A 21,602-nucleotide genomic window follows, 5' to 3' on the forward strand; every position below is an offset into this window, starting at 1 on the left:
ATTACTCCCTAATCAGGGTTTCTATGATGCCGCCACCCAGGCAGACTTCACCGTCGTAGAATACTGCCGACTGCCCTGGCGTGACTGCCGCCACAGGTTCGTCGAAGATCACTCTCAGCTCATCGTCACCCTGGACATAAACAGTGCAGGGGATATCCTGCTGGCGATAACGGGTCTTGACCGTGATTTTTGCGCCATCGGCCGGGCCTTGTCTGTCTACCCAGTGCAACTGTCTGGCTGTGAGGCCAACCGACATGAGTCTTGGGTGTTGGCCGCCTTGGGCGACAACCAATACATTACGTTTCAGATCTTTGTCGACCACATACCAAGGATTGTCGTTGCTGTTTTTCATGCCGCCAATCCCAAGGCCTTTGCGCTGGCCCAGAGTGTGGTACATCAGCCCTTGATGCTCGCCTATCACTTCACCGTCGACACTCTCGATTTTGCCCGGTTGCGCGGGCAGATAAGTGCCAAGGAATTCAGTAAATTTGCGCTCACCGATAAAACAGATACCGGTGCTGTCTTTCTTGTTGAAGGTGACCAGCCCTTGCTCTTCGGCGATGCGGCGAACTTCGGGTTTTTCCAGTTCACCCACAGGGAACAGGCTACGTGCCACCTGTTGGTGACTCAAGGTGTAGAGGAAGTAGCTCTGATCCTTGTTGCCATCTATGCCGCGAAGCAGCTGGGTTTTGCCGTCGGTATCACGGCGGCGCACATAGTGGCCCATGGCGATATAGTCGGCATCGAGAATGTCATCGGCAAACTCAAGGAAGGCTTTGAACTTGATCTCCTTGTTGCACATGATGTCCGGGTTAGGCGTGCGTCCGGCCTTGTACTCGGCCAGAAAATATTCGAACACATTGTCCCAGTATTCGGCGGCAAAGTTGACTGTGTGCAACTTGATGCCCAGCTTGTCACAGACAGCCTGGGCATCTTTTAAATCTTCGGCGGCAGAGCAATATTCGTCGGTGTCATCTTCTTCCCAGTTCTTCATGAACAGGCCTTCTACCTGATAGCCCTGCTGGAGCAGCAGATAGGCTGAAACAGATGAGTCGACACCGCCGGACATGCCGACAATGACTTTTTTTCCTGATGCATTGGGAGTGTTAGCTGTCATAGATCCTAAAACCGTTGAATTCATTCATGAACGCCCGAAAAGAGAACTGCTGCTTGTGCCCGGTTGTGGCAGGCCGTTATTGGCGCGACGCTGGGGTGGACAAACAGCCATAAGGCGCTCAGTTTCTGCGGGGGCGTATTCTATCACGCCTTGGTGCCCAGAGCTAATCACAACAGCTCGCTATTGAGCAAAGATAACGGCAGCCGTTGTCCCTGCAAATAGCTCTCCAGTGTGGCGCTGACCAAGGGGCTGCGAAGCTTGGACCCCAAGGCCGTGATTTCATCCATGCGCAACCAATGGGCGGCCTTGATGGCGACGTCCAACGGCTTGGCACTCTGACACTTGACCAGGCGAGCACAGAAGGTGAAACGTAAAAAGGCCAGCTCTTTGGAAGCACTGAACTGATCTATCCGCACCAGGGCTTCAGGGGTGACAGTCAGGCCGGTTTCTTCGAGCACCTCGCGGCGACAGGCGTCGATAAGGCTTTCATTTGCTTCCAGGTGACCGGCCGGTTGGTTAAATTTCTGTTGGCCTTCTATCAATTCCTCGACCAGCAAAAAACGCTTCTCTGCCTCAATAATGCAGGCCACTGTTACATTGGGGCGATAACGTTCAGTCATGGAGAAGCTCCTTAATCGCCGCCTCAGAAAGAGTACGATATTCACCGGGTTGCAGGCATTGCCCTTGCTCGGTATCCAGGCTGAGATCGCCTATGGCATAACGTATCAATCTTAAAGTGGGAAACCCGACATGGGCTGTCATCCTTCGTACCTGACGATTGCGCCCTTCGCGGATACAGATCTCCAGCCAAGTGGTGGGGATATTGCGCCGCTCACGAATGGGCGGATTACGTGGCCACAAAGATTCGGGTTGTTGCAGTCGTCGGACTTTTGCAGGTAGGGTGGGGCCATCTTTCAACTCAATTCCCTCACGTAAGGCTTGAATCGCGGTGTCATCGACATCGCCTTCCACCTGTACCCAGTAGGTCTTGAAGGTGTGCTTGTTGGGTTGGGTCAGCTTGGCCTGCAACTGACCGTTATTGGTGAGCAGTAACAGACCCTCGCTGTCTCTGTCCAGGCGGCCGGCGGCATAGATACCGGCGATGGGCAGTAGATCTTTGAGCGTGCGTCGTCCGCCTTCATCGGTAAACTGGCATAACACATCGAAGGGTTTGTTGAGCAGCACCACCTGGGTTTCTGCAACCGAGAGTGGTGGTACTTTTGGCCGGGGTTTTTGAGGACCAGGGCGCTTTTTATTCAGGCCCTGTCTCTTGTTATTGGGGCTTTTGTTATTAGGACTCTTGCTACTGAAACTCTTGCTGTTGGGGCTTGGTTTGGTGGAACGCTGACTCTTCTCTCGGCCAAACTCTTTACCGTCAGGGCCCTTGGGGTGACTGGGCTGGCGTTTGGGTTTACGTCTTGGTTGGGAGGTTGGCGAATTCATTGAGATATCCTGGCTGCTTGAGCCGCGTGCTCTGACCATTTGGGAGTGATATGCCTGAGTGTAACACCTATGTCTGGTTTGGCGGCGACACGGGGTTGTGACTTTTGGCAAAGTGTACCTGTCACTCGCCTATAGTGGAATTTGAATCTTGGCCGGAATGCTCTATGATGTTCGCCAAATTGTGATCTACAACCAATTTTTACGCCCATAACAAGATAGACATAGATTACCGACGGTAGAGGTATCCAGGGCGAAAGAGGCAAGGAAATTAAAGAATAACAACACTTATAACAACTCATTTTTATAAAAAGCGTAGGACTGAAAATGACTGATAAAACCCCCACTATCATCTATACGCAGACAGATGAAGCGCCGGCTCTGGCGACCTTATCTCTACTGCCTATCATCAAAACCTTTACTCAGGCAGCCGGCATCAATGTCGAAACCCGTGATATTTCTCTCTCCGGCCGTGTGATTGCCGCCTTCCCCGAGCGTCTGACCGAAGCGCAGCGTATCGGCGATCACCTGGCTGAGCTTGGTGAGCTGGCAACCCAGCCCGAAGCCAATATTATCAAACTGCCCAATATCAGTGCGTCCATTCCTCAGCTGCAGGCTTGTATCAAAGAGCTGCAGTCCAAGGGCTATGATCTGCCTGACTATCCGGCCGAAGCCAAAACCGATGAAGAACGGGAAATCAAGGCCCGTTATGACAAGATCAAAGGCAGTGCGGTAAACCCTGTGCTGCGTGAAGGGAACTCAGATCGCCGCGCCCCGACTTCGGTCAAGAACTATGCCCGTAAGCACCCGCATTCAATGGGTGCCTGGAGCAAGGACTCCAAATCTCATGTGGCCCACATGCAACAAGGGGATTTCTACGGCAGCGAGCAGTCCGTTACCCTCAAAGAGGCCGATACTGTCAGCATAGTGCTGGAACAAAATGATGGCGGCCAACTGGTGCTCAAGCAAGGGCTTAAGTTGCTGGCCGGTGAAATCATAGATGCGGCCGTTATGAGCAAGCGTGAACTGACCGCCTTCTTCGAGCGCGAAATTGAAGCGGCCCGCAAGGAAGATGTACTGCTGTCACTGCACCTGAAAGCCACCATGATGAAAGTGTCCGATCCTATTATGTTCGGCCATGCGGTGAAGGTGTTCTACAAAGATGTATTTGCCAAACACGGTGAAACTTTGCGTGAGCTGGGTGTGGACGTCAACAATGGTCTGGGTGATGTTTATGCCAAGATAGCCAAGTTGCCGGCCGAGCAGAAAGCGGCCATTGAAGCCGATATCGCCGCCGTCTACCAGAGCCGCCCTGAGCTGGCGATGGTGAACTCAGACAAGGGCATCACCAACCTTCATGTGCCAAGCGATGTGATTATCGATGCTTCCATGCCGGCGGCTATCCGCTCCAGCGGCCAGATGTGGGGCCCGGATGGCCAGTTGAAAGATACCAAGGCGCTGATCCCGGATCGTTGCTATGCCGGTGTTTACCAGGAAACCATCAGTTTCTGTAAGGAACATGGCGCCTTCGACCCTGCAACCATGGGCAGCGTGCCAAACGTGGGTCTGATGGCACAGAAGGCCGAAGAGTACGGCAGCCATGACAAGACCTTTGAAATCCCTGCGGCCGGTACGGTTAAAGTACTGGACAAGGACGGCAATCTGCTTATGTCCCACGCCGTTGAAGCCGGTGATATCTGGCGCATGTGCCAGGTAAAAGACGCACCTATCCGTGACTGGGTCAAGCTGGCCGTACGCCGTGCAAGACTGACCAACACTCCGGCGGTATTCTGGCTGGATGAAAACCGTGCCCACGATGCCCAGGTGATCGCTAAAGTGAAGGCCTACCTGCCTGAGCACGATACCGATGGGCTTGAGTTGCACATCATGTCACCTGAAAAGGCGGCCCGTTTCTCCCTTGAGCGTATTAAAGCCGGTAAGGACACGATTTCGGTAACAGGCAACGTGCTGCGTGACTACCTGACCGACTTGTTCCCTATCCTTGAGTTGGGTACCAGTGCCAAGATGCTGTCAATCGTCCCGCTGATGAACGGTGGCGGTCTGTTCGAAACGGGTGCCGGTGGCAGTGCGCCCAAGCATGTACAGCAGTTTGAAGAGGAAAACCACCTGCGTTGGGATTCTCTGGGCGAGTTCCTGGCGTTGGGAGCCTCACTCGAGCACCTAAGCCAGACGACAGCCAATGCCAAGGCACAGGTGATGGCTGATTGCCTGGATCAGGCGATAGGGCAGTTCCTGGATAACAACAAATCACCATCCCGTAAGGTGGGGCAGCTGGATAACCGCGGCAGTCATTACTTCCTGGCACAGTACTGGGCCAGCGCGCTGGCCAAGCAGGACAAGGATGCCGAGCTGAAAGCTTATTTTGCACCTCTGGCCGAAGGCCTGGTGGCTGCAGAAGAGCAGATAGTGGCGGAACTCAATGGTGCCCAGGGTGGTGCCGTTGAACTGGGTGGCTACTACAAGCTGGATCCTGTTAAAGCCGAGCAGGCTATGCGCCCGAGTGCCAGCCTGAATCGTCTTCTGAGCGCTTGATACTGAAAGCTGAATGAGGGAGTTCTCCCTCATTCAATTGCTAAACAGGCATTAAAAAGGCGGGGATAACCCCGCCTTTTTTCATCTCTGTTCACCCGGTTATTTAACTGGAGAGATAGCCGAGGCATGCATACCTTTTGGGCCCTTCTCAACTTGAAATTCAACAGGTTGGCCTGCTTTTAGAGTTCTGTAGCCTTCCATTTCAATGGTTGAATAGTGCGCAAAAACATCCTCACCACCTTCATCAGGGCAGATAAACCCGAATCCTTTGGCGTTGTTGAACCATTTAACAGTTCCGCTTGCCATACTTCCACTTCCTTCTATTGTCTGCTTCCCAGTAAGATAGTAAAACTTTTGAGCGCTTTAGCAGGCGCTCAGATAACAGAATGTAAGCAGTGTTGCTGGATGTCAAGCTTAAGTTAACAAAAAAACAACATTGTATTTGTTACTGTGCGTATACGGTTTTGCCATGGTGGCACTTTATCGGTAATGCCTACCTGGAACATCTTAGGCTTATTCTCGGCGTATACGTTTTAACCGATTGAAAAATAAGCATGAGTTAGAAACGCCTTAGACAAGCGCCGCCGCGCCAGAGTATAGTGTGATAAAGGGCAATACCGCCCAGGGCCCGCCAAGCGGTACTTTGAGACATGGCCGGGCATAGTGTTGGTAGAAGCCAAGTTGAGAGGCTAATATTGAATCATGGGTAAGACTGGACAGATAGAACGTGTGGAGGAAGGGGTTGAGCAGGAATTGCAACCACCTCCAATGTATAAAGTGATTCTGAACAACGATGACTATACCCCAATGGACTTTGTTGTGGAGGTACTGCAGCTGTTCTTTCGCAAGAATGAACAGGAAGCCACAGACATTATGTTGACCATACATCATCAGGGAAAAGCGGTTTGCGGCGTTTACCCGTTCGGGATAGCCGAAACCAAAGTGGTTCAGGTGAATCAGTTTGCAAGACAAAACCAACATCCGTTACTGTGTTCGTTAGAGGAAGCTTAACCAGCCTGTCTCTGTAGTTTTTTAGGGGGTGCGTATGCTGAACAAAGATCTTGAAGTGACCTTGAACCTGGCATTCCAACAAGCCAGAGATGCCCGTCACGAATATATGACGGTTGAGCACCTACTGCTGGCGCTGACCGATAACCCCGCCGCAAGGGATGCCTTGCTCGCCTGTGGCGCCAATATCGACCGACTCAAGGAGGAGGTCGCCAACTTTATTACCCAGACCACACCCATTATCAGCGATCCCGATGATGAACGTGAGACTCAGCCGACACTGGGTTTCCAGCGGGTGCTGCAACGGGCAGTGTTTCATGTGCAGTCGTCAGGCCGCAATGAGGTGACCGGCGCCAACGTGCTGGTAGCCATTTTCAGTGAGCAGGAGTCCCAGGCGGTTTATCTGCTGCGCCGTTACGATATTACCCGCCTGGATGTGGTGAATTATATTTCTCACGGCTTTGCCAAGAACGATGAGGCCGATGCTCCGGGGTCGCAGGAAAGCCTGGAAGATCAATCCGAAGCTACAGAAGAGCGCAGCATGCTGGCTCAGTTTGCCAGTAATCTCAATGAGATGGCCAAGCAGGGCAAGATAGATCCGCTTATCGGCCGCGATAACGAAATTGAACGCTCGATTCAAATTCTTTGCCGTCGCCGCAAGAATAACCCGCTGCTGGTGGGCGAGGCTGGCGTCGGAAAGACCGCCATCGCCGAAGGTTTGGCCTATCGGATAGTCAATGAGTCTGTGCCTGAGGTGATAAGCGAAGCGACCGTCTACTCTCTGGATCTCGGCGCGCTGTTGGCCGGCACCAAGTATCGCGGCGACTTCGAGAAACGCTTCAAGAGCCTGCTCAAGGAGTTAACAGCGGATCAGAATGCGATTCTGTTCATCGATGAAATCCACACCATTATCGGTGCCGGCGCGGCATCCGGTGGGGTGATGGATGCATCCAACCTGCTCAAGCCCTTGCTCTCCAGCGGTAATCTGCGCTGTATGGGCTCCACTACTTTTCAGGAATATCAAAGTATTTTTGAGAAGGATAGGGCACTGGCGCGGCGCTTCCAGAAGGTGGACATTCACGAGCCTTCGGTGGCCGAAACCACCAAGATACTTCAGGGGCTCAAGAGCCGTTACGAAGAACATCATGGGGTGCGTTATACCCTGGCGGCCTTGGCCAGCGCTGCCAGCCTGTCGGATAAGCATATCAACGACAGACATCTGCCGGACAAGGCCATCGATGTGATCGACGAAGCGGGGGCGCGGATGGCGATGATGCCTCAGAGCAAACGCAAGAAAACCGTGGGTCAGAGCGAGATTGAAACCATCATCGCCAAGATGGCCAGGATCCCGGAAAAAACAGTGACTTCTTCCGAGAAGGACTTGCTGAAAAACCTGGAACGCAACCTGAAGATGGTGGTGTTCGGTCAGGACAAGGCGATAGAGAGTCTCAGCGCGGCGATTCGGCTGGCACGCAGTGGTCTTGGCAATGAAAATAAACCTGTGGGGAGCTTCCTGTTTGCCGGCCCAACCGGGGTGGGTAAGACAGAGGTGACCAATCAGTTGGCGGCTTGCCTCGGGCTCAAGCTTATCCGCTTCGATATGTCCGAATATATGGAAAGCCATACTGTGTCGCGTTTGATTGGCGCACCTCCGGGTTATGTCGGCTACGATCAGGGTGGTTTGCTGACCGATGCCGTGATCAAGACGCCTCACTGTGTGGTGCTGCTCGATGAAATCGAAAAGGCGCATCCGGATATCTATAACCTGCTGCTGCAGGTAATGGATCACGGTACTTTGACCGATAACAATGGGCGCAAGGCGGATTTCCGCAACGTGACCCTGGTGATGACCACCAACGCCGGGGTGCAGGAAACTGTGCGTAAGTCCATTGGCTTCAAACAGCAGGATCACAGCCAGGATGCGATGTCGGAGATCAATAAGGTGTTCTCGCCCGAGTTTCGCAACCGACTCGACTCCATTATCTGGTTCAACCATCTGGATATGACCATTATCGCCAAGGTGGTGGACAAGTTCCTGGTCGAGCTGCAGGCACAGTTGGATCAGAAAGGGGTGACGCTGGAAGTCAGTGATGAAGCCAGAACCTTGCTGGCCGAGAAGGGTTACGACAAGACCATGGGGGCCAGACCTATGGCCAGAGTGGTCAAGGATCTGCTGAAACGGCCGCTGGCCGATGAAATCCTGTTTGGTAAACTTGAGTCCGGTGGCATCGCCCATGTGGATGTCAAAGATGGCGAACTGGAAATCAACACGGAAGCGCCGGAGAAGATCTCCTGAGAAGCTAAGTCGAAACAAAAAAATGGCTGCCACTGGCAGCCATTTTTATTCTGAATCCTGACCCTTATCCGACACATTGATGCCTGGATAGACAACGGCAGGCCAGGTGCGCCTGCTGCGCAGTGGGTCGCCCCCATGGGCTCACCAGCAAAAAAACCGGCACAGCCGGCTTTTGAGAAATAACTGGGATCTTAGCGTGAGCGGAAGACGATGCGGCCTTTGCTCAAGTCGTATGGAGTCAGCTGCACAGTGACCTTGTCACCGGTCAGGATTCGGATGTAGTTTTTACGCATTTTACCGGAAATGTGAGCAGTCACAACGTGACCATTTTCCAGTTCAACCCGAAACATTGTATTTGGCAAGGTTTCAAGGATAGTCCCTTGCATCTCAATGTTGTCTTCTTTCGCCATTAATCAGTTATCCCGTTAGCCTCGAATGTAAAAAACCGCCGTATCATGCCGCAAATTACAGCGGCTGTAAAGGGGAGGCCTCAGTGATTGTCGCTTTTCTGCCAGCCCTGAACGCCGAGGATCTCATAGGGGCGGTAGAGTCGCTTGTAACCCATTTTGTCGTGGTTATCTATTTGATATCCCAAATAGAGAAACGATTTCGACATCAATTTGCCCAGGCGGCATTGCAGCAGTACCAGTAAGATCCCGAGGGAGCGGTCGCTGTAGTCCGGGTCAAAGTAGCTGTAGATGGCTGACAGGCTCTGGGGCAGGAGATCTGTCACCGCCACGGCAACCAGTCGCTGACCATGCCAAAGTTCGATAAACACCGGGCTGAGCCACTCACAGGCGAGAAAATGACGGTACTGCTCTTCGCTCGGAGGATACATGGGGCCGTCACTGTGGCGGGCACAGATATAACGCTCATAGAGGGGATAGTGAGCCGGGGTTTCCTCGGTCACAATCCTAAAGTGCAGGTCACGGTTTTTGGCCAGGGTGCGTTTTTGTCTTTTGGACAGGCGAAATTCATCCAGGGGAACTCGGATGGGCTGACAAGCGTTGCAGTGGGGACAACGGGGCTTGTAGATGGCGCTGCCACTGCGGCGAAACCCCAGTGCCAACAGGCGCTCAAACAGTGACAAGTCCAGCTCATCTTCCTGGATCACCAATAACTGCTCCTGTTGTCCGCTCAGGTAGCTGCAGGCAAAGGGTTGGCTGAGGCCTATGGCAATGGCATGGTTATCAGAGTTCAAGTTTGACCTCGTCGGTTTGCCAGCAATCCCTGGCAAGACTACCGTCCCTGAATTGTTTCAAGAGTGCGAGAAAATCTTTACGCTTTAAACTTTTGGCTCCGAGGCTCTCAAGGTGCGGATTCATCACCTGGGCATCGATAAGCCTGAAACCCTGCTTGAGTGCATATTGGTGCAGGGCGATAAAGGCCGCCTTGGAGGCGTTGGTTTTACGGTGGAACATGGACTCGCCACAGAACACCTGACCCACGGCCAGGCCATACAGGCCACCTATCAGGCGACCATTGTCCCAGACCTCGAAGGAGTGGGCATGACCCAGGTGGTGCAGCTCCTGGTAGGCCAGACGTATCTCTCCGGTTATCCAGGTGCCGGGCTGATCTTTTCGCGGCATGGCGCAACCGGCCATCACATCGGCAAAGGCTCGGTCGATGCTGAAAGTCCAATCCTGTTTTTTCAAATACTTGCGTAGACTACGGGAGATATTGATGCTGCCAGGAACAAAGACGGCGCGGGGATCCGGAGACCACCAGAGAATGGGGTCATGGGTATTGAACCAGGGGAAAATGCCCTCGTAATAGGCGTTGAGTAACCGCCTGGGATGCAGGTCGCCGCCAATGGCCAATAGGCCGTTGGGATCCGTCAACGCCAGCTCAGGCGACGGGAAAGGATCCAACTCATGATTTAAGAAAGACAGTAGGTTCACAATTGCGTATGATTCTGCTCAGGGCCTTCTTATAAGTTAGCGGAAAAACAGCTATGTGGAAACTGATACTGAATGCAATGCTGCTGCTCTCATTGTCCCTCGCAGCGGGAACTCATACCCTCTATGCCGGTTATGACAGAAACCAGGCTCAGCCGGTTGAAAAAGTGCTCTACGGTCAGGTGGAGTCGGTACGAAAAATCACCGAGAAACAGCTGATGGAAGACAGAAATCGCGGCTGGAAAACCTTCGGTGGTGCCTTGCTCGGTGGCGTGATTGGTCATCAGTTCGGTGGCGGTAGTGGTCAGGATGTGGCGACTGTACTGGGTGCTCTGCTCGGCGCCGGCATTGGTCATCAATATGGTGACAGCAGTTACTATCGTGAACTCAAGTTGGTGGAGTTGATGATACGCCAGGAAGATGAAACCCAGGTGATGATCATACAGGATGAAGATCCCGGCATGACTTTCAAGGTAGGCGATGAAGTGCGGGTGGTTTATCTGCAGGGCAGTGTCCGGGTCGACCTGGCTATGTGAATTGACTATGTAAGCTTTGAACCAATAATAGATAAAACAAAGGCGCCATTGGGCGCCTTTGTTTTGGATGGAGTAATTAAAAACCGCGAGGCAGTTTGTGATTACCGGCTGCCAGTTTTTCACGCCACAGCTCTTTGGGGGTCTTGCCCCCCTGGCTACCGGCTTTGGCAGACGCAGCCTGTTTGGGTTTTGCCTTTGTGGCTGGCTTTGCTGCAGGCTTGACCGCCTTGGGTTTTTCCTGCTTGGCTTCAGCCTTGGCCGGTTTGGCGCTATCTGCCAACATCTGTTCCAGTTCAGCGAAACGAAGTGATTTACCGCCATCGATTTTGTACCAGCTGCCATTTTGTTCAATGGTCACTGCTTTGCCCTGTTGTTCACTGAGAGCTTGCTGCAGTGTGCTGATAACTTCTTCTTTGGTCAGTTTTGCCATAATCATAACCTGTTTATTTTTAGAGTTACTTGAAGGTTTGCGATAATTTTATAAGTCAAAGGCCGGAAATGTCCAATTTGCCGGCCAAAAAGCAGCAAACTTGTGCCCAAGGGCGCAGCTTTTGGCCGCTTTGGGCGCTGAAACCGGCAATTAGGCTTAAATGTTGTGACCTCAATCTTTGGGCTCGCTGTGCTAGAATGGCGCCATATATCTGCAACTGAATCGACAGGGAACCTTATGAAAAGAGAGGAACTCAGACAATATCTGGGCGAGTTTTTACAACTGGACAAGTTTCGTGATTATGCCCCCAACGGTCTGCAGGTCGAGGGCAAGGCCGAAATTCGCAAAATAGTTACAGGTGTAACCGCTTGTCAGGCATTGATTGACCGGGCTGTTGAAGCCGGAGCCGATGCTCTATTGGTGCACCATGGTTTCTTCTGGAAGAATGAGCCCGAAGTGTTGACCGGAATGAAACAGCGCAGGATCAAGAGCTTGCTGCTTAACGACATTAACCTGTTCGGCTATCACTTGCCGCTTGATGCCCATCCGATGCTTGGCAATAACGCCGAATTGGGCCGGGTGCTTGGGGTCATTGAGCCGGAGGCGGTAGAAACCGTCGCCCAGGGTTTGCTTTGGCAAGGAGTGCTTGACTCACCCATGACAGCCAAAGACTTGAGTGCCTTGCTTGAGCAGCGTTTGGGGCAGGCGCCTCTGCATCTGGATGGCGGTGAAAGAAACATACAAAAACTGGCCTGGTGTACGGGCGGCGCCCAGGATTATATCGATGCCGCAGCGGCCTTGGGGGTAGATGCCTTTATCAGCGGTGAAGCCTCAGAGCGTACCTTTCACAGCGCGGTCGAGCAGGGGATCCATTATTTCGGCGCCGGTCACCATGCCACCGAGCGGTTTGGCATCAAGGCGCTGGGGGAGCATCTGGCACGGGAGTTTGAGCTGGAGCACGAGTTCATTGATATTCCCAATCCGGTATAACTATCAAGGGAATAGGAAAAAGGCCGCGATTGCGGCCTTTTTGATATGAGATAGATGCTACAAGAGTCTTATTTGACTCTCATGCCTGGCTGAGCACCTTCATGGGGCTCAAGGATCCACAGCTCCTTGCCACCAGGGCCCGCGGCCAGCACCATGCCTTCAGACAGACCAAAGCGCATCTTGCGAGGAGCAAGGTTGGCTACCATTACTGTCAGTTTGCCTTCGAGATCTTCCGGGGCATAAGCCGACTTGATACCGGCAAATACCTGACGGGTTTCGCCGCCGAGATCCAGCTGTAATTTCAGTAGCTTGTTGGCTTCAGGCACATGCTCGGCCTTCTTGATCAATGCAATCCGCAGATCCAGCTTGGCAAAGTCGTCAAACTCTATGGTTGGGCTGATAGGGTCATCTGCCAATGGGCCGCAGGCCTTGGGCGTATCCTCGGTTGCCTTGAGGCTTTCCTTGGAGGCTTCCACCATGGCGCTCACCTTATCGAGCTCGATGCGTTGCATCATGGGCTTGAACGGGTTGATTTGGTGACCGGCCATATCCAGTGCCAAGCCACTCCAGCTGAGTTCCAGCTTGAGGAAGGCTTCAACATCGGTGGCCAAGCGTGGCAGAACCGGCTTGAGATAAGTCACCAGAATACGGAATAAATTCAGCGCCACTGAGCATACCTGATGGGCGCGGGCCAGGGTTTCTTCGTTTTTCACCAACTGCCAAGGAGCTTCATCGGCAACGTAAGCGTTGGCGACATCGGCCAGCGCCATGATTTCACGCATCGCCTTGCCGTATTCGCGGCCTTCATACAGCTCGGCGATCAGTTCCTGTTTGGCCAGGAAGGACTCGGCCAAGCTGTTGTCTTCCACTTTGGCCAGCTTGGCGTCAAAACGCTTGACGATAAAGCCGGCGGTGCGGCTCGCCAGGTTAACCAGTTTACCGACCAGGTCCGAGTTGACTCTGGCGGCAAAGTCCTCCAAGTTCAAGTCCAGATCGTCAATGCGGCTGGAGAGCTTGGCTGCGTAGTAGTAGCGCAGATACTCAGGATCCAGATGATCCAGGTAAGTGCGGGCCTTGATAAAGGTGCCCTTGGACTTGGACATTTTGGCGCCGTTGACCGTGACATAGCCGTGGGCATAGACACTGCTTGGTTGACGGTAGCCGGCACCTTTGAGCATGGCCGGCCAAAATAGACTGTGGAAATAGACAATGTCTTTGCCGATGAAGTGATACACCTCGGCCTTTGAGTCGGCATTCCAGAACTCGTCAAAGTTCAGCTCCGGGCGCTTGTCGCAGAGGTTTTTGAATGAACCCATGTAGCCCACAGGCGCATCGAGCCAAACATAGAAGTATTTGCCCGGCGCATCAGGGATCTCAAAGCCAAAGTAGGGCGCATCACGGGTGATATCCCACTGCTGCAGACCTTGCTCGAACCATTCATCCAGCTTATTGGCCATTTCACTCTGCAGTGAACCTGAATGGGTCCACTCTTTGAGCATGGTTTCAAAGGCGGGCAGATCGAAGAAGAAGTGCTCTGTCTCTTTCATGACCGGAGTGGCACCGGATACCGCCGAGCGCGGATTGATCAGCTCGGTTGGGCTGTAGGTGGCGCCACAGGCGTCACAGTTGTCGCCGTATTGGTCTTCAGACTTACACTTGGGGCAAGTGCCCTTGACGAATCTGTCCGGCAGGAACATGGACTTTTCCGGATCGAACAGCTGGGAAATAGTCTTGCTCTTGATATAACCGTTGTCGCGCAGTTTGAGGTAGATCTCACTGGCCAGCTGACGGTTCTCTTCGCTGTGGGTGCTGTGATAATTGTCAAAGGCAATATTGAACTCGGCAAAATCCTGCTGATGCTCTTGATTGACCTTGGCGATCATCTCTTCGGGTTGGATCCCCATCTGCTGAGCCTTGAGCATGATAGGTGTACCGTGGGCATCATCGGCACAGATATAATGGCACTCATGGCCACGGAGTTTTTGGAAGCGGGACCAGATATCTGTCTGTATGTACTCGAGCATGTGGCCCAGGTGAATGGGACCGTTGGCATATGGAAGCGCGCTGGTAACAAGGATTTTACGTTGTGTAGTTGCCATCTTTTCTCTGTTAAATCTAGGCCCTGAAAGAATGGCATAGATACTAACCGATTAATCTGGCTTTTTCATCAAAACCTGACATGAGTGTGTTAATTCTACTCTAATATTTACGGCATTATCTGATACACTTGGCCAAATTTATCAAAAGGGGATTGCGTTTTGTCTTCTGCTTCTCAGGACTATCGTCTCAGTGACGATCTGCTCGGTCCGGTTCTTGCCATTCTCAATGCGTTTCAGGATCCATACCTGGCCCAGGGTTTAGTCGATGCCGGTTGTATTCGTAAGTTGGATTTGGATGGTAAAAGGCTGCTGCTGACCATCTTGTATCCATATCCTTGTCAGACCCAATATCGCGACACAGTGATCGCGCTGACCAATGAATTGTCCAAGCTCGATGCCATCGACGAGGTGGAGTGTGAGATTGGCTTTGAGCCTTTCAGTTACTCGGCGCTAGGCAATATTGCACCTATTCCCAATGTGAAGCAGGTGATTGCCGTTGCTTCCGGCAAGGGCGGCGTGGGCAAGTCAACCACAGCGGTTAACCTGGCCTTGGCCCTGGCGGCCGAAGGCGCCCGGGTGGGTATTCTGGATGCCGATATCTATGGCCCTTCCATTCCTCTGATGCTGGGGATCCCGACATTCAGACCCGTTTCCCCTGATGGTGTGCATATGACAGCCGCCACGGCTCACGGTATCAGCGCTCAGAGCATAGGTTTCATGCTGACTGACGATCAGGCCGCTGTATGGCGTGGCCCCATGGCCGCCGGCGCTCTGGCGCAACTGCTCAACGAAACCCAGTGGCCTGAGCTGGATTACCTGATGATTGACATGCCTCCTGGCACGGGGGATATCCAACTGACCCTGTCACAAAAAGTGCCGGTCAGCGGCGCCGTGATAGTCACAACGCCTCAGGATATCGCCCTGGCCGATGCCAAGAAAGGCATCACCATGTTCCAGAAGGTGAATATCCCTGTGGTCGGAATTGTGGAGAACATGAGCTTCCATCTCTGTCCTGCCTGTGGCCATAAAGAGCATCCTTTCGGTACTCACGGCGGCAGCAAGATAGCCGAGCGTTATCAAGTGCCTTTGCTGGGCGCCTTACCTCTGCATATCAATATCCGTGAGGATATGGATAACGGTGAGCCGACTGTGGTGGCCGCGCCTGAGGGTGAAGTCGCCGCCATTTACCGGGATATCGCCCGCCGTGTGGGTGCCCAACTGGCAAAACAAAAGAATCACAGCAGTATTTCAATCGCAATAGCAGATGATGAGTAAGGTTTTAGCAGCATGAATTCGCCACAGTGTGTCGTTATCGGGATAGCAGGGGCTTCGGCGTCAGGTAAAAGTTTGATCGCCAAGACCATATTTGAAGAGCTATGCCGAGACTTAGGGACAGATCAGATAGGGGTTATCAACGAAGATGCCTACTATCGGGATCAGAGCCATATGTCCATGGACGAGAGGGTCAAGACCAACTATGACCATCCCAAGGCGTTGGACCATGAACTGCTCGGTACTCACCTGGTAGCGCTCAAGCAGGGGCAGGCAGTGGATATTCCCTGCTATAGCTACGCCGAGCATACCCGCACCAGTGATACCTTGAAGATGACCCCTAAAAAGGTCATTATTCTCGAAGGTATTTTGCTGCTGACCGACCCTAAGCTGCGTGAACTGATGGATGCCAGCGTGTTTATGGACACGCCGCTGGATATCTGTCTGCTGCGGCGTCTGACCCGTGATGTGGCCGAGCGTGGCCGCACCATGGAATCTGTTATCAGCCAGTATCAGAAAACGGTAAGACCCATGTTTCTGCAGTTTATCGAACCCTCAAAGCAGTATGCCGACATCATAGTGCCAAGGGGCGGCAAGAACCGGATTGCCACCGATATTCTCAAGGCCAGAATCCAGCATTTGCTGGCGAAATAACTACAAGTATCCAGGGAGCTAGAAGGCGAGATGCGATTAACTGATATCGAAATTGAACAATGTCTGGACGAGGGCAGCATAGTCATAGATCCCCGTCCCGGCATAGAGGCCATCAGTGGCGTGAGTGTTGATGTGCGTCTGGGTCACCAGTTTCGGGTGTTCAAGGATCACACTGCGCCTTATATAGATCTCAGTGGCCCCAAGGCCGAAGTGCAGGCTGCACTGGATAGAGTGATGAGCGAGCAGATTGATATTGCCGATGGCGAAGCCTTCTTTCTGCATCCGGGCGAGCTGGCGCTGGCGGTGACCTATGAGAGTGTTCATCTGCCTTCCGACATAGTCGGCTGGCTCGATGGCCGCTCATCACTGGCACGTCTGGGCTTGATGGTGCACGTGACCGCGCATCGTATCGATCCGGGCTGGCAGGGGCGGATTGTGCTCGAGTTTTACAACAGTGGTAAATTACCGCTGGCACTTCGTCCCATGATGACCATAGGGGCACTGAACTTTGAGCGTCTGGCCCGCCCTGTGGCCAGACCCTACAACACCCGCAAGAATGCCAAGTATCGCGATCAGCAGGACGCGGTCGCCAGTCGGATCAGCCAGGACTGAGCCCTGGGCTGCGCATGACAGGCGTCTGGGTTCAGTGCAAAGAGCAGGATAGCGTCTGCGTTCGCGATCGGGGCTTTACCTATGGTGATGGCCTGTTTGCAACCATGGCGGTGGATGGTAAGGGACAGATAGCCTTTCTGACCGAGCATCTTGCCCGCTTGACTCAGGGAGCGCTGCGCTTGGGTTTTGTCTGGCAGGCATCGGATGCCTTGCACTTAAGCCTCAAGCGCATCGCCGTCGCCAATCCCCATAGCTGCCTTAAGTTGCAGCTCACCCGGGGAGAGGGCGGCCGTGGTTATACGCCGCCGGCAGACGCTTTAATCACCGAAGTCATCAGCCTGGCGCCATTGCCGGCGCATTACCCAGATTGGCAGCAAAAAGGGATTGCCCTCAAGACCTCGGCCATCCGGCTTGGCAAACAGCCTAGGCTTGCCGGTATTAAACATCTCAACCGTCTGGAACAGGTGCTTATCAAGGCGCAGCCATTGCCTGAAGGCTTTGATGATTGGTTGGTACTGGATTGCGACGATTTACTGCTCGAGACCTCGATGGCCAATCTGTTTCTGCTATTACCTAATGAACAAGGTAAACTGACGGCGTATTCACCGGCCATGAATTACTGCGGTGTCTCCGGAGTGATGCGACAGCAGTTGATCGTGGCCTTGCTCGACCAGGGCATTGACGTGCAGCTGTGCCCTATCAAAACAGAGATGCTGCAACGGGCGCGGCACCTCTTTATCAGTAACAGCCTGTTGGGTTTGGTCGATGTTATTGCTGTGGATCAGCGCAGCTTTGAACTCTGGCCCGGCAGCACACCTCTTCGCAAGGCACTTGCTATCCAATTATGAAAAAATGCTTAGTTGCGGCCCTGGCCTTTGTATTTACCCTGATGACTCTGGCGCTGGGCGTCGGTTTTTGGGGTTACAACGAACTCAACCGCTTTGCGGCCACCAAGCTGAAACTGGATGAACCCAGAGAGCTGTTGCTGAAACGAGGCACCTCCTTTTACCAGTTGGGGCAAGAGCTGCAAAATCAGCAGCTGTTGGAGTTTGACTGGCACTGGAAGCTCTGGGGTAAGCTTTACCCGCAGATGACTGCTATTCGCAGCGGTCTCTACCAGATTGAACCCGGCGACACACCTGTGTCTTTGCTGGAGCGGCTGGTGGCCGGTGACGAGAAGACATTCACCCTGACGCTGGTAGAGGGCAAGACTATTCGCGAGTGGCAAGCGTATCTGCAGACCTTGGCGCATCTCAAGGTCAGCGACAAGCCGTTTATCGATGTGCTCGAAGCCCAAGGGGATAGCAGCGGCTTGCCTGAAGGCAAGTTTTTCCCGGATACCTATCAGTATCGTGCCGGCACTGAGCTCAATACGTTGTTGACCCAAAGCTTTATCAAGATGCAGCAACAACTGGAGAGTATCTGGCAGCAGCGGGACCAGAGCATTCCGCTCAAGAGTCCTTATGAACTCTTGATCCTGGCCTCCATCATAGAAAAGGAAACCGGCCTGGCAGAGGAGCGCGGCAAGATAGCGGCCGTATTTGTCAATCGCTTGAAAAAACGCATGCGCTTGCAGACAGATCCCACAGTCATTTACGGCATGGGTGAGCGCTTTGATGGCAATATCACCCGTAAAGATCTGCGCGAAGAAACGCCATTCAACACCTACCGTATTTTTGGACTGCCGCCGACACCTATTGCCGCGCCCGGGCGGGAAGCCTTGCTGGCGGCCGCACACCCGGAAGCCGTGGAGTATCTCTACTTCGTTTCCCGCAATGACGGCAGTCATGTATTTTCCCGTACACTGGCCGAACATAACCGCGCCGTGAACCAGTATCAGAGAAAGAGATAATGCCACAAAAAGCCACTGCAAAATTTATCGTTATCGAGGGCCTGGAAGGCGCCGGTAAGTCCAGTGCCATCGCATTGGTGCGAGACTTTATCGAAAAACATACCGGCAGGGCACCTGTCTGTACCCGTGAGCCGGGTGGCACCCCGTTGGCGGAGAAGATCCGCGACTTGGTGAAGGTGGCCGATGCAAGCGACCCTCTATGTGACGAATCTGAATGCCTGCTGCTGTATGCCGCCAGGGCGCAACTGGTGGCCCGAGTGATCAAGCCGGCGCTGGCCGAGGGCAGTTGGGTGCTCGGCGACAGACACAACCTGTCGTCCCTGGCTTATCAGGGCGGTGGTCGGGGGTTGATGCCATTAGTCAGCGCGGTCAGCGCCGCCACCCTTGGGGACTTTAAACCAGACTTGACCCTGTATCTTGATATAGAGCCAAGCCTTGGGCTAACCCGCGCCGCCAACCGTGGTGAGCTGGATCGAATCGAGCAGCAGGAACTGGCATTCTTTGAACGCACCCGTACCACCTATCTGAGTCTGGCACAACAGGACGACAGCATAGCGGTTATCGACGCCAGTCAGAGCATGGCCGAAGTGCATAAAGATATTCTGGCTGTGTTGCAAACCAAAGATTGGTAAGCACGCGGCATAAGGAGTGATGAAGATGGACATGCCCTGGTTGAGTGACGCCAAAGCCCGTTTTATGCAGCAACTGCACTCGGCTCAGATGCCTCATGCGTTGCTGCTGGGACTTTCCCAAGGCTATGGCGGCATGAGGCTAGCCGAAGAGATAGCCGCGGCGGCCCTGTGCAGCGAACCCACAGCTCGGGGAGAGTGCGGTCATTGCAAGAGCTGCCAGCTGGTGCTCGCCGGTAACCATCCCGATTTTCATCTTCTCGAAGCCGATGGTAAACAGATAAAAGTGGATCAGGTGCGGGCGCTTTGTCAGGACCTCACCTCCACGGCCCAGCAAGGTGGGCGGCGTGTGGCGCTTATCGCCCAAAGTGAGCGCCTCAATCAAGCTGCGGCCAATGCCCTGCTGAAAACCCTGGAAGAGCCGGGGCAGGGGACGCTGATTATTCTACAGACCGACAGCACCGCCGGGCTGCTGCCGACCATATCCAGTCGTTGTCAGAGAGTGCAGGTAAAACTGCCGGACAATAGTGCCATTCAGTCCTGGCTGGCGCAGCAATTGCCGCTGCCGGCCGATGTTACCTGGTGTTTGCCCGTCGTCGGCGGGCCACTAAAGTTGGCAGAGGTTTTGCAGTCTGACAGATACCAGACCTTATTGGATTATCGCCGCGATTGGCGCGCCAGTTTGTTAACGGGCCATCTGTGTGCTAGTTTGTTAACAGTAGGTGAAGAACAAATCTCTGATGTACTTAGAGTTTTATACTTGGTGTTACATAGAGAGCTGTTAACCACCGAAGGGGAGGACCCCTTGCTGCGGGCGCAAATAGCGACCCTGGCTGCCAAGGTGATGGATACCTGTAATCGTCTGAGCCAGATGCCGAGTGTCAACTACTTGGCGCTTTGCCAGAATTATGTCTTAGAATATAAGAGACTGAAAACTTAAAAAGTATCCTATGGTCGATCTGACAGTGAATTTTGACACCCTGCACCAGTTGTATCGTGCTTACATGCCTTTTATTCAGCCAGCGGGCCTGTTTGTGGCAACTACCGAGGGACATTTCCTCGGTCAGGAGATCCAGATAGGTTATCGTTTGCCGGGCTCGACTCATGTCAATGAGTTTCAGGGGGTCGTGGTGTGGATCAACCCGCTCGGTGCTTCCGGAGGACGCCCGGCCGGTATAGGGGTTAAAATTCTCTCGGATCCCGAATCCCACAAGCATCATATCGAAAAACTCCTCTCCAGAGAGCTGGCCTCGGGTGATTTGACCTGCACTATGTAGGGCGCTATCCTTGCCGTCCTTTTCAATTGTGGGTGGATTTCCAAGTGTTAGTTGATTCCCATTGCCATCTCGATCGCCTCAAAGCCGCGCCGGATCCCGAAAGCCTCAGTCAGTTGCTCGATGCCGCCAAGGCTCGGGGGGTAGACTATTTTCTTTGTGTCAATGTCCGGCAAAAAGGTTTTGCCGAGATGAAGGCCAAAGTCGCCGGGTTTGAGCAGGTGTTCCTGTCTTCCGGGGTGCATCCTTTGGATGTAAAAGAGGGATTGGATCTCAATGAACTCAAGCGTTATGCCGCCGACCCGAAAGTTGTGGCCATTGGCGAGACTGGGCTGGATTATTTCTATGCCGATGATACCAAGGCCTTGCAGCAACAATGCTTTGAGCAACAAGTGGCACTGGCCAGAGAAGTGGCCAAGCCTTTAATTGTTCACACCCGGGATGCCAGAGAAGACACCATAGCCATACTGAAGAACGGTGGCGCCGAACAGTGCGGCGGGGTACTGCACTGCTTTACCGAGAACTGGGAAATGGCCAAGGCGGCGATGGATCTGGGCTTTTATATTTCGGTTTCTGGTATCGTCAGCTTTAAAAATGCCGCTGAGCTAAGAAGTGTTATCCGTAAAATCCCCAAAGACAGGTTGCTGGTCGAAACCGATTCGCCTTATCTGGCACCCGTGCCTCATCGGGGAAAAGAGAATCAGCCGGCCTTTGTTCGTGATGTCGCCGAGTTTGTTGCCGAGCTCAGAGGTGAGTCCTTTGAAGAGTTGGCCCAGTACACCACAGACAACTTTTTTACCCTGTTCAAGGATGCGGCCAAACTTGCGGCAAGATAGGCTAGAGGCTTAGGGATATCCAGCCACTGGTCATCTGCAAAAAAGCTGCAGATAAAAAAAGGTTCATCGCAGATTAGCGTGGACTGGAAATGAAAACGGTTGGAGA

Annotated in this window: 23 protein-coding genes; 14 read left to right on the forward strand and 9 right to left on the reverse strand. The window is 53.3% G+C overall.

The features are described from left to right. Window position 1: 1 nt before the first annotated feature. From mnmA to ON072_RS15400, 3 genes are all read right to left on the reverse strand, one after another. Window positions 2–1,117 carry a tRNA 2-thiouridine(34) synthase MnmA gene (mnmA, locus tag ON072_RS15390; protein WP_028781431.1) on the reverse strand — a complete coding sequence of 372 codons (1,116 nt, stop codon included), beginning with the start codon at window positions 1,115–1,117 and terminating at the stop codon, window positions 2–4. 167 nt (window positions 1,118–1,284) lie between these two features. Next, on the reverse strand, window positions 1,285–1,737 hold the full coding sequence (locus ON072_RS15395; RefSeq protein ID WP_208141770.1) for an NUDIX hydrolase: 453 nt from the start codon (window positions 1,735–1,737) through the stop codon (window positions 1,285–1,287). Beyond that, complete coding sequence (locus ON072_RS15400; RefSeq protein WP_107111455.1) at window positions 1,730–2,560, reverse strand: pseudouridine synthase; 831 nt, start codon at window positions 2,558–2,560, stop codon at window positions 1,730–1,732. Before ON072_RS15400 ends, ON072_RS15395 begins: the two co-directional genes overlap by 8 nt. Window positions 2,561–2,884: 324 nt before the next feature. On the opposite strand from ON072_RS15400, the gene ON072_RS15405 reads away from it, so the two are divergent. Beyond that, a complete protein-coding gene (locus ON072_RS15405) occupies window positions 2,885–5,110 on the forward strand; it encodes an NADP-dependent isocitrate dehydrogenase (RefSeq protein ID WP_107111454.1) in 2,226 nt (741 codons plus the stop codon). A gap of 99 nt (window positions 5,111–5,209) precedes the next feature. Here ON072_RS15405 and cspD read toward each other — a convergent pair whose 3' ends face one another. Further along, complete coding sequence (cspD, locus tag ON072_RS15410) at window positions 5,210–5,416, reverse strand: cold shock domain-containing protein CspD (RefSeq protein WP_025011178.1); 207 nt, start codon at window positions 5,414–5,416, stop codon at window positions 5,210–5,212. 396 nt (window positions 5,417–5,812) lie between these two features. Here cspD and clpS point away from each other — a divergent pair, with 396 nt between their 5' ends. Both clpS and clpA read left to right on the forward strand, forming a co-directional pair. Then, entirely contained in the window at window positions 5,813–6,121 is a 309-nt protein-coding gene (clpS, locus tag ON072_RS15415; protein ID WP_025011177.1) for an ATP-dependent Clp protease adapter ClpS, read from the forward strand. Window positions 6,122–6,155: 34 nt separating this feature from the next. Then, window positions 6,156–8,414: an ATP-dependent Clp protease ATP-binding subunit ClpA gene (gene clpA / locus ON072_RS15420; protein ID WP_028781435.1), complete on the forward strand. Its 2,259-nt coding sequence runs from the start codon at window positions 6,156–6,158 to the stop codon at window positions 8,412–8,414. Between the two features lie 191 nt (window positions 8,415–8,605). On the opposite strand, the gene infA is transcribed toward clpA, so the two are convergent. The 3 genes from infA to aat form a co-directional block, all read right to left on the reverse strand. Continuing rightward, entirely contained in the window at window positions 8,606–8,824 is a 219-nt protein-coding gene (infA, locus tag ON072_RS15425; RefSeq protein WP_005500725.1) for a translation initiation factor IF-1, read from the reverse strand. An 80-nt stretch (window positions 8,825–8,904) separates the two neighbouring features. Next, window positions 8,905–9,615: an arginyltransferase gene (locus tag ON072_RS15430; RefSeq protein WP_025011175.1), complete on the reverse strand. Its 711-nt coding sequence runs from the start codon at window positions 9,613–9,615 to the stop codon at window positions 8,905–8,907. After that, a complete protein-coding gene (gene aat, locus ON072_RS15435) occupies window positions 9,605–10,315 on the reverse strand; it encodes a leucyl/phenylalanyl-tRNA--protein transferase (RefSeq protein WP_025011174.1) in 711 nt (236 codons plus the stop codon). Before aat ends, ON072_RS15430 begins: the two co-directional genes overlap by 11 nt. A 53-nt stretch (window positions 10,316–10,368) precedes the next feature. On the opposite strand from aat, the gene ON072_RS15440 reads away from it, so the two are divergent. Beyond that, a complete protein-coding gene (locus ON072_RS15440) occupies window positions 10,369–10,848 on the forward strand; it encodes a glycine zipper 2TM domain-containing protein (RefSeq protein ID WP_025887702.1) in 480 nt (159 codons plus the stop codon). 76 nt (window positions 10,849–10,924) lie between these two features. Here ON072_RS15440 and ON072_RS15445 read toward each other — a convergent pair whose 3' ends face one another. Further along, a complete protein-coding gene (locus ON072_RS15445) occupies window positions 10,925–11,278 on the reverse strand; it encodes a hypothetical protein (protein WP_144190657.1) in 354 nt (117 codons plus the stop codon). Between the two features lie 237 nt (window positions 11,279–11,515). On the opposite strand from ON072_RS15445, the gene ON072_RS15450 reads away from it, so the two are divergent. After that, window positions 11,516–12,268, forward strand: a complete 753-nt coding sequence (locus ON072_RS15450; protein ID WP_044734619.1) for a Nif3-like dinuclear metal center hexameric protein — start codon at window positions 11,516–11,518, stop codon at window positions 12,266–12,268. Window positions 12,269–12,336: 68 nt separating this feature from the next. Here ON072_RS15450 and metG read toward each other — a convergent pair whose 3' ends face one another. Continuing rightward, window positions 12,337–14,367 carry a methionine--tRNA ligase gene (metG, locus tag ON072_RS15455; protein WP_261753034.1) on the reverse strand — a complete coding sequence of 677 codons (2,031 nt, stop codon included), beginning with the start codon at window positions 14,365–14,367 and terminating at the stop codon, window positions 12,337–12,339. Window positions 14,368–14,526: 159 nt separating this feature from the next. Between metG and apbC the strand changes: the two genes are divergently transcribed. Genes apbC through ON072_RS15500 form a run of 9 tightly spaced genes read left to right on the forward strand, consistent with a single transcriptional unit; the run spans window position 14,527 to window position 21,496 of the window. Further along, window positions 14,527–15,642, forward strand: coding sequence for an iron-sulfur cluster carrier protein ApbC (gene apbC, locus ON072_RS15460; RefSeq protein WP_025011170.1), 1,116 nt, complete (start codon window positions 14,527–14,529; stop codon window positions 15,640–15,642). A gap of 12 nt (window positions 15,643–15,654) precedes the next feature. Next, window positions 15,655–16,293 carry a uridine kinase gene (udk, locus tag ON072_RS15465; RefSeq protein WP_025887708.1) on the forward strand — a complete coding sequence of 213 codons (639 nt, stop codon included), beginning with the start codon at window positions 15,655–15,657 and terminating at the stop codon, window positions 16,291–16,293. Between the two features lie 30 nt (window positions 16,294–16,323). Further along, window positions 16,324–16,905 (forward strand): dCTP deaminase, encoded by a 582-nt coding sequence (gene dcd, locus ON072_RS15470; RefSeq protein ID WP_028781440.1) that lies wholly within the window; start codon window positions 16,324–16,326, stop codon window positions 16,903–16,905. A 14-nt stretch (window positions 16,906–16,919) separates the two neighbouring features. After that, window positions 16,920–17,753: an aminodeoxychorismate lyase gene (gene pabC, locus ON072_RS15475; protein WP_144379984.1), complete on the forward strand. Its 834-nt coding sequence runs from the start codon at window positions 16,920–16,922 to the stop codon at window positions 17,751–17,753. Continuing rightward, a complete protein-coding gene (gene mltG / locus ON072_RS15480) occupies window positions 17,750–18,757 on the forward strand; it encodes an endolytic transglycosylase MltG (RefSeq protein ID WP_025011167.1) in 1,008 nt (335 codons plus the stop codon). Before pabC ends, mltG begins: the two co-directional genes overlap by 4 nt. Next, entirely contained in the window at window positions 18,757–19,389 is a 633-nt protein-coding gene (tmk, locus tag ON072_RS15485) for a dTMP kinase (protein WP_025011166.1), read from the forward strand. Before mltG ends, tmk begins: the two co-directional genes overlap by 1 nt. Before the next feature lie 25 nt (window positions 19,390–19,414). Further along, window positions 19,415–20,326 carry a DNA polymerase III subunit delta' gene (gene holB, locus ON072_RS15490; RefSeq protein WP_144379983.1) on the forward strand — a complete coding sequence of 304 codons (912 nt, stop codon included), beginning with the start codon at window positions 19,415–19,417 and terminating at the stop codon, window positions 20,324–20,326. Between the two features lie 10 nt (window positions 20,327–20,336). Then, the gene (locus tag ON072_RS15495) at window positions 20,337–20,663 is read left to right on the forward strand and encodes a PilZ domain-containing protein (protein ID WP_025011164.1); all 327 of its coding nucleotides are present in this window, start codon (window positions 20,337–20,339) and stop codon (window positions 20,661–20,663) included. Between the two features lie 44 nt (window positions 20,664–20,707). After that, the gene (locus ON072_RS15500) at window positions 20,708–21,496 is read left to right on the forward strand and encodes a TatD family hydrolase (RefSeq protein ID WP_107111462.1); all 789 of its coding nucleotides are present in this window, start codon (window positions 20,708–20,710) and stop codon (window positions 21,494–21,496) included. Window positions 21,497–21,602 lie beyond the last annotated feature (106 nt).

It is taken from the genome of Shewanella sp. K8 (assembly GCF_028823715.1).
Classification (GTDB): Bacteria; Pseudomonadota; Gammaproteobacteria; order Enterobacterales; family Shewanellaceae; genus Shewanella; species Shewanella algae.

Coding starts and splice junctions, on each gene's coding strand:
- mnmA (WP_028781431.1), bottom strand. CDS start 1,117: ATGACAGCTAACACTCCCAATGCATCAGGAAAAAAAGTCATTGTCGGC.
- ON072_RS15395 (WP_208141770.1), bottom strand. CDS start 1,737: ATGACTGAACGTTATCGCCCCAATGTAACAGTGGCCTGCATTATTGAG.
- ON072_RS15400 (WP_107111455.1), bottom strand. CDS start 2,560: ATGAATTCGCCAACCTCCCAACCAAGACGTAAACCCAAACGCCAGCCC.
- ON072_RS15405 (WP_107111454.1), top strand. CDS start 2,885: ATGACTGATAAAACCCCCACTATCATCTATACGCAGACAGATGAAGCG.
- cspD (WP_025011178.1), bottom strand. CDS start 5,416: ATGGCAAGCGGAACTGTTAAATGGTTCAACAACGCCAAAGGATTCGGG.
- clpS (WP_025011177.1), top strand. CDS start 5,813: ATGGGTAAGACTGGACAGATAGAACGTGTGGAGGAAGGGGTTGAGCAG.
- clpA (WP_028781435.1), top strand. CDS start 6,156: ATGCTGAACAAAGATCTTGAAGTGACCTTGAACCTGGCATTCCAACAA.
- infA (WP_005500725.1), bottom strand. CDS start 8,824: ATGGCGAAAGAAGACAACATTGAGATGCAAGGGACTATCCTTGAAACC.
- ON072_RS15440 (WP_025887702.1), top strand. CDS start 10,369: ATGTGGAAACTGATACTGAATGCAATGCTGCTGCTCTCATTGTCCCTC.
- ON072_RS15445 (WP_144190657.1), bottom strand. CDS start 11,278: ATGGCAAAACTGACCAAAGAAGAAGTTATCAGCACACTGCAGCAAGCT.
- ON072_RS15450 (WP_044734619.1), top strand. CDS start 11,516: ATGAAAAGAGAGGAACTCAGACAATATCTGGGCGAGTTTTTACAACTG.
- metG (WP_261753034.1), bottom strand. CDS start 14,367: ATGGCAACTACACAACGTAAAATCCTTGTTACCAGCGCGCTTCCATAT.
- udk (WP_025887708.1), top strand. CDS start 15,655: ATGAATTCGCCACAGTGTGTCGTTATCGGGATAGCAGGGGCTTCGGCG.
- dcd (WP_028781440.1), top strand. CDS start 16,324: ATGCGATTAACTGATATCGAAATTGAACAATGTCTGGACGAGGGCAGC.
- pabC (WP_144379984.1), top strand. CDS start 16,920: ATGACAGGCGTCTGGGTTCAGTGCAAAGAGCAGGATAGCGTCTGCGTT.
- mltG (WP_025011167.1), top strand. CDS start 17,750: ATGAAAAAATGCTTAGTTGCGGCCCTGGCCTTTGTATTTACCCTGATG.
- tmk (WP_025011166.1), top strand. CDS start 18,757: ATGCCACAAAAAGCCACTGCAAAATTTATCGTTATCGAGGGCCTGGAA.
- holB (WP_144379983.1), top strand. CDS start 19,415: ATGGACATGCCCTGGTTGAGTGACGCCAAAGCCCGTTTTATGCAGCAA.
- ON072_RS15495 (WP_025011164.1), top strand. CDS start 20,337: ATGGTCGATCTGACAGTGAATTTTGACACCCTGCACCAGTTGTATCGT.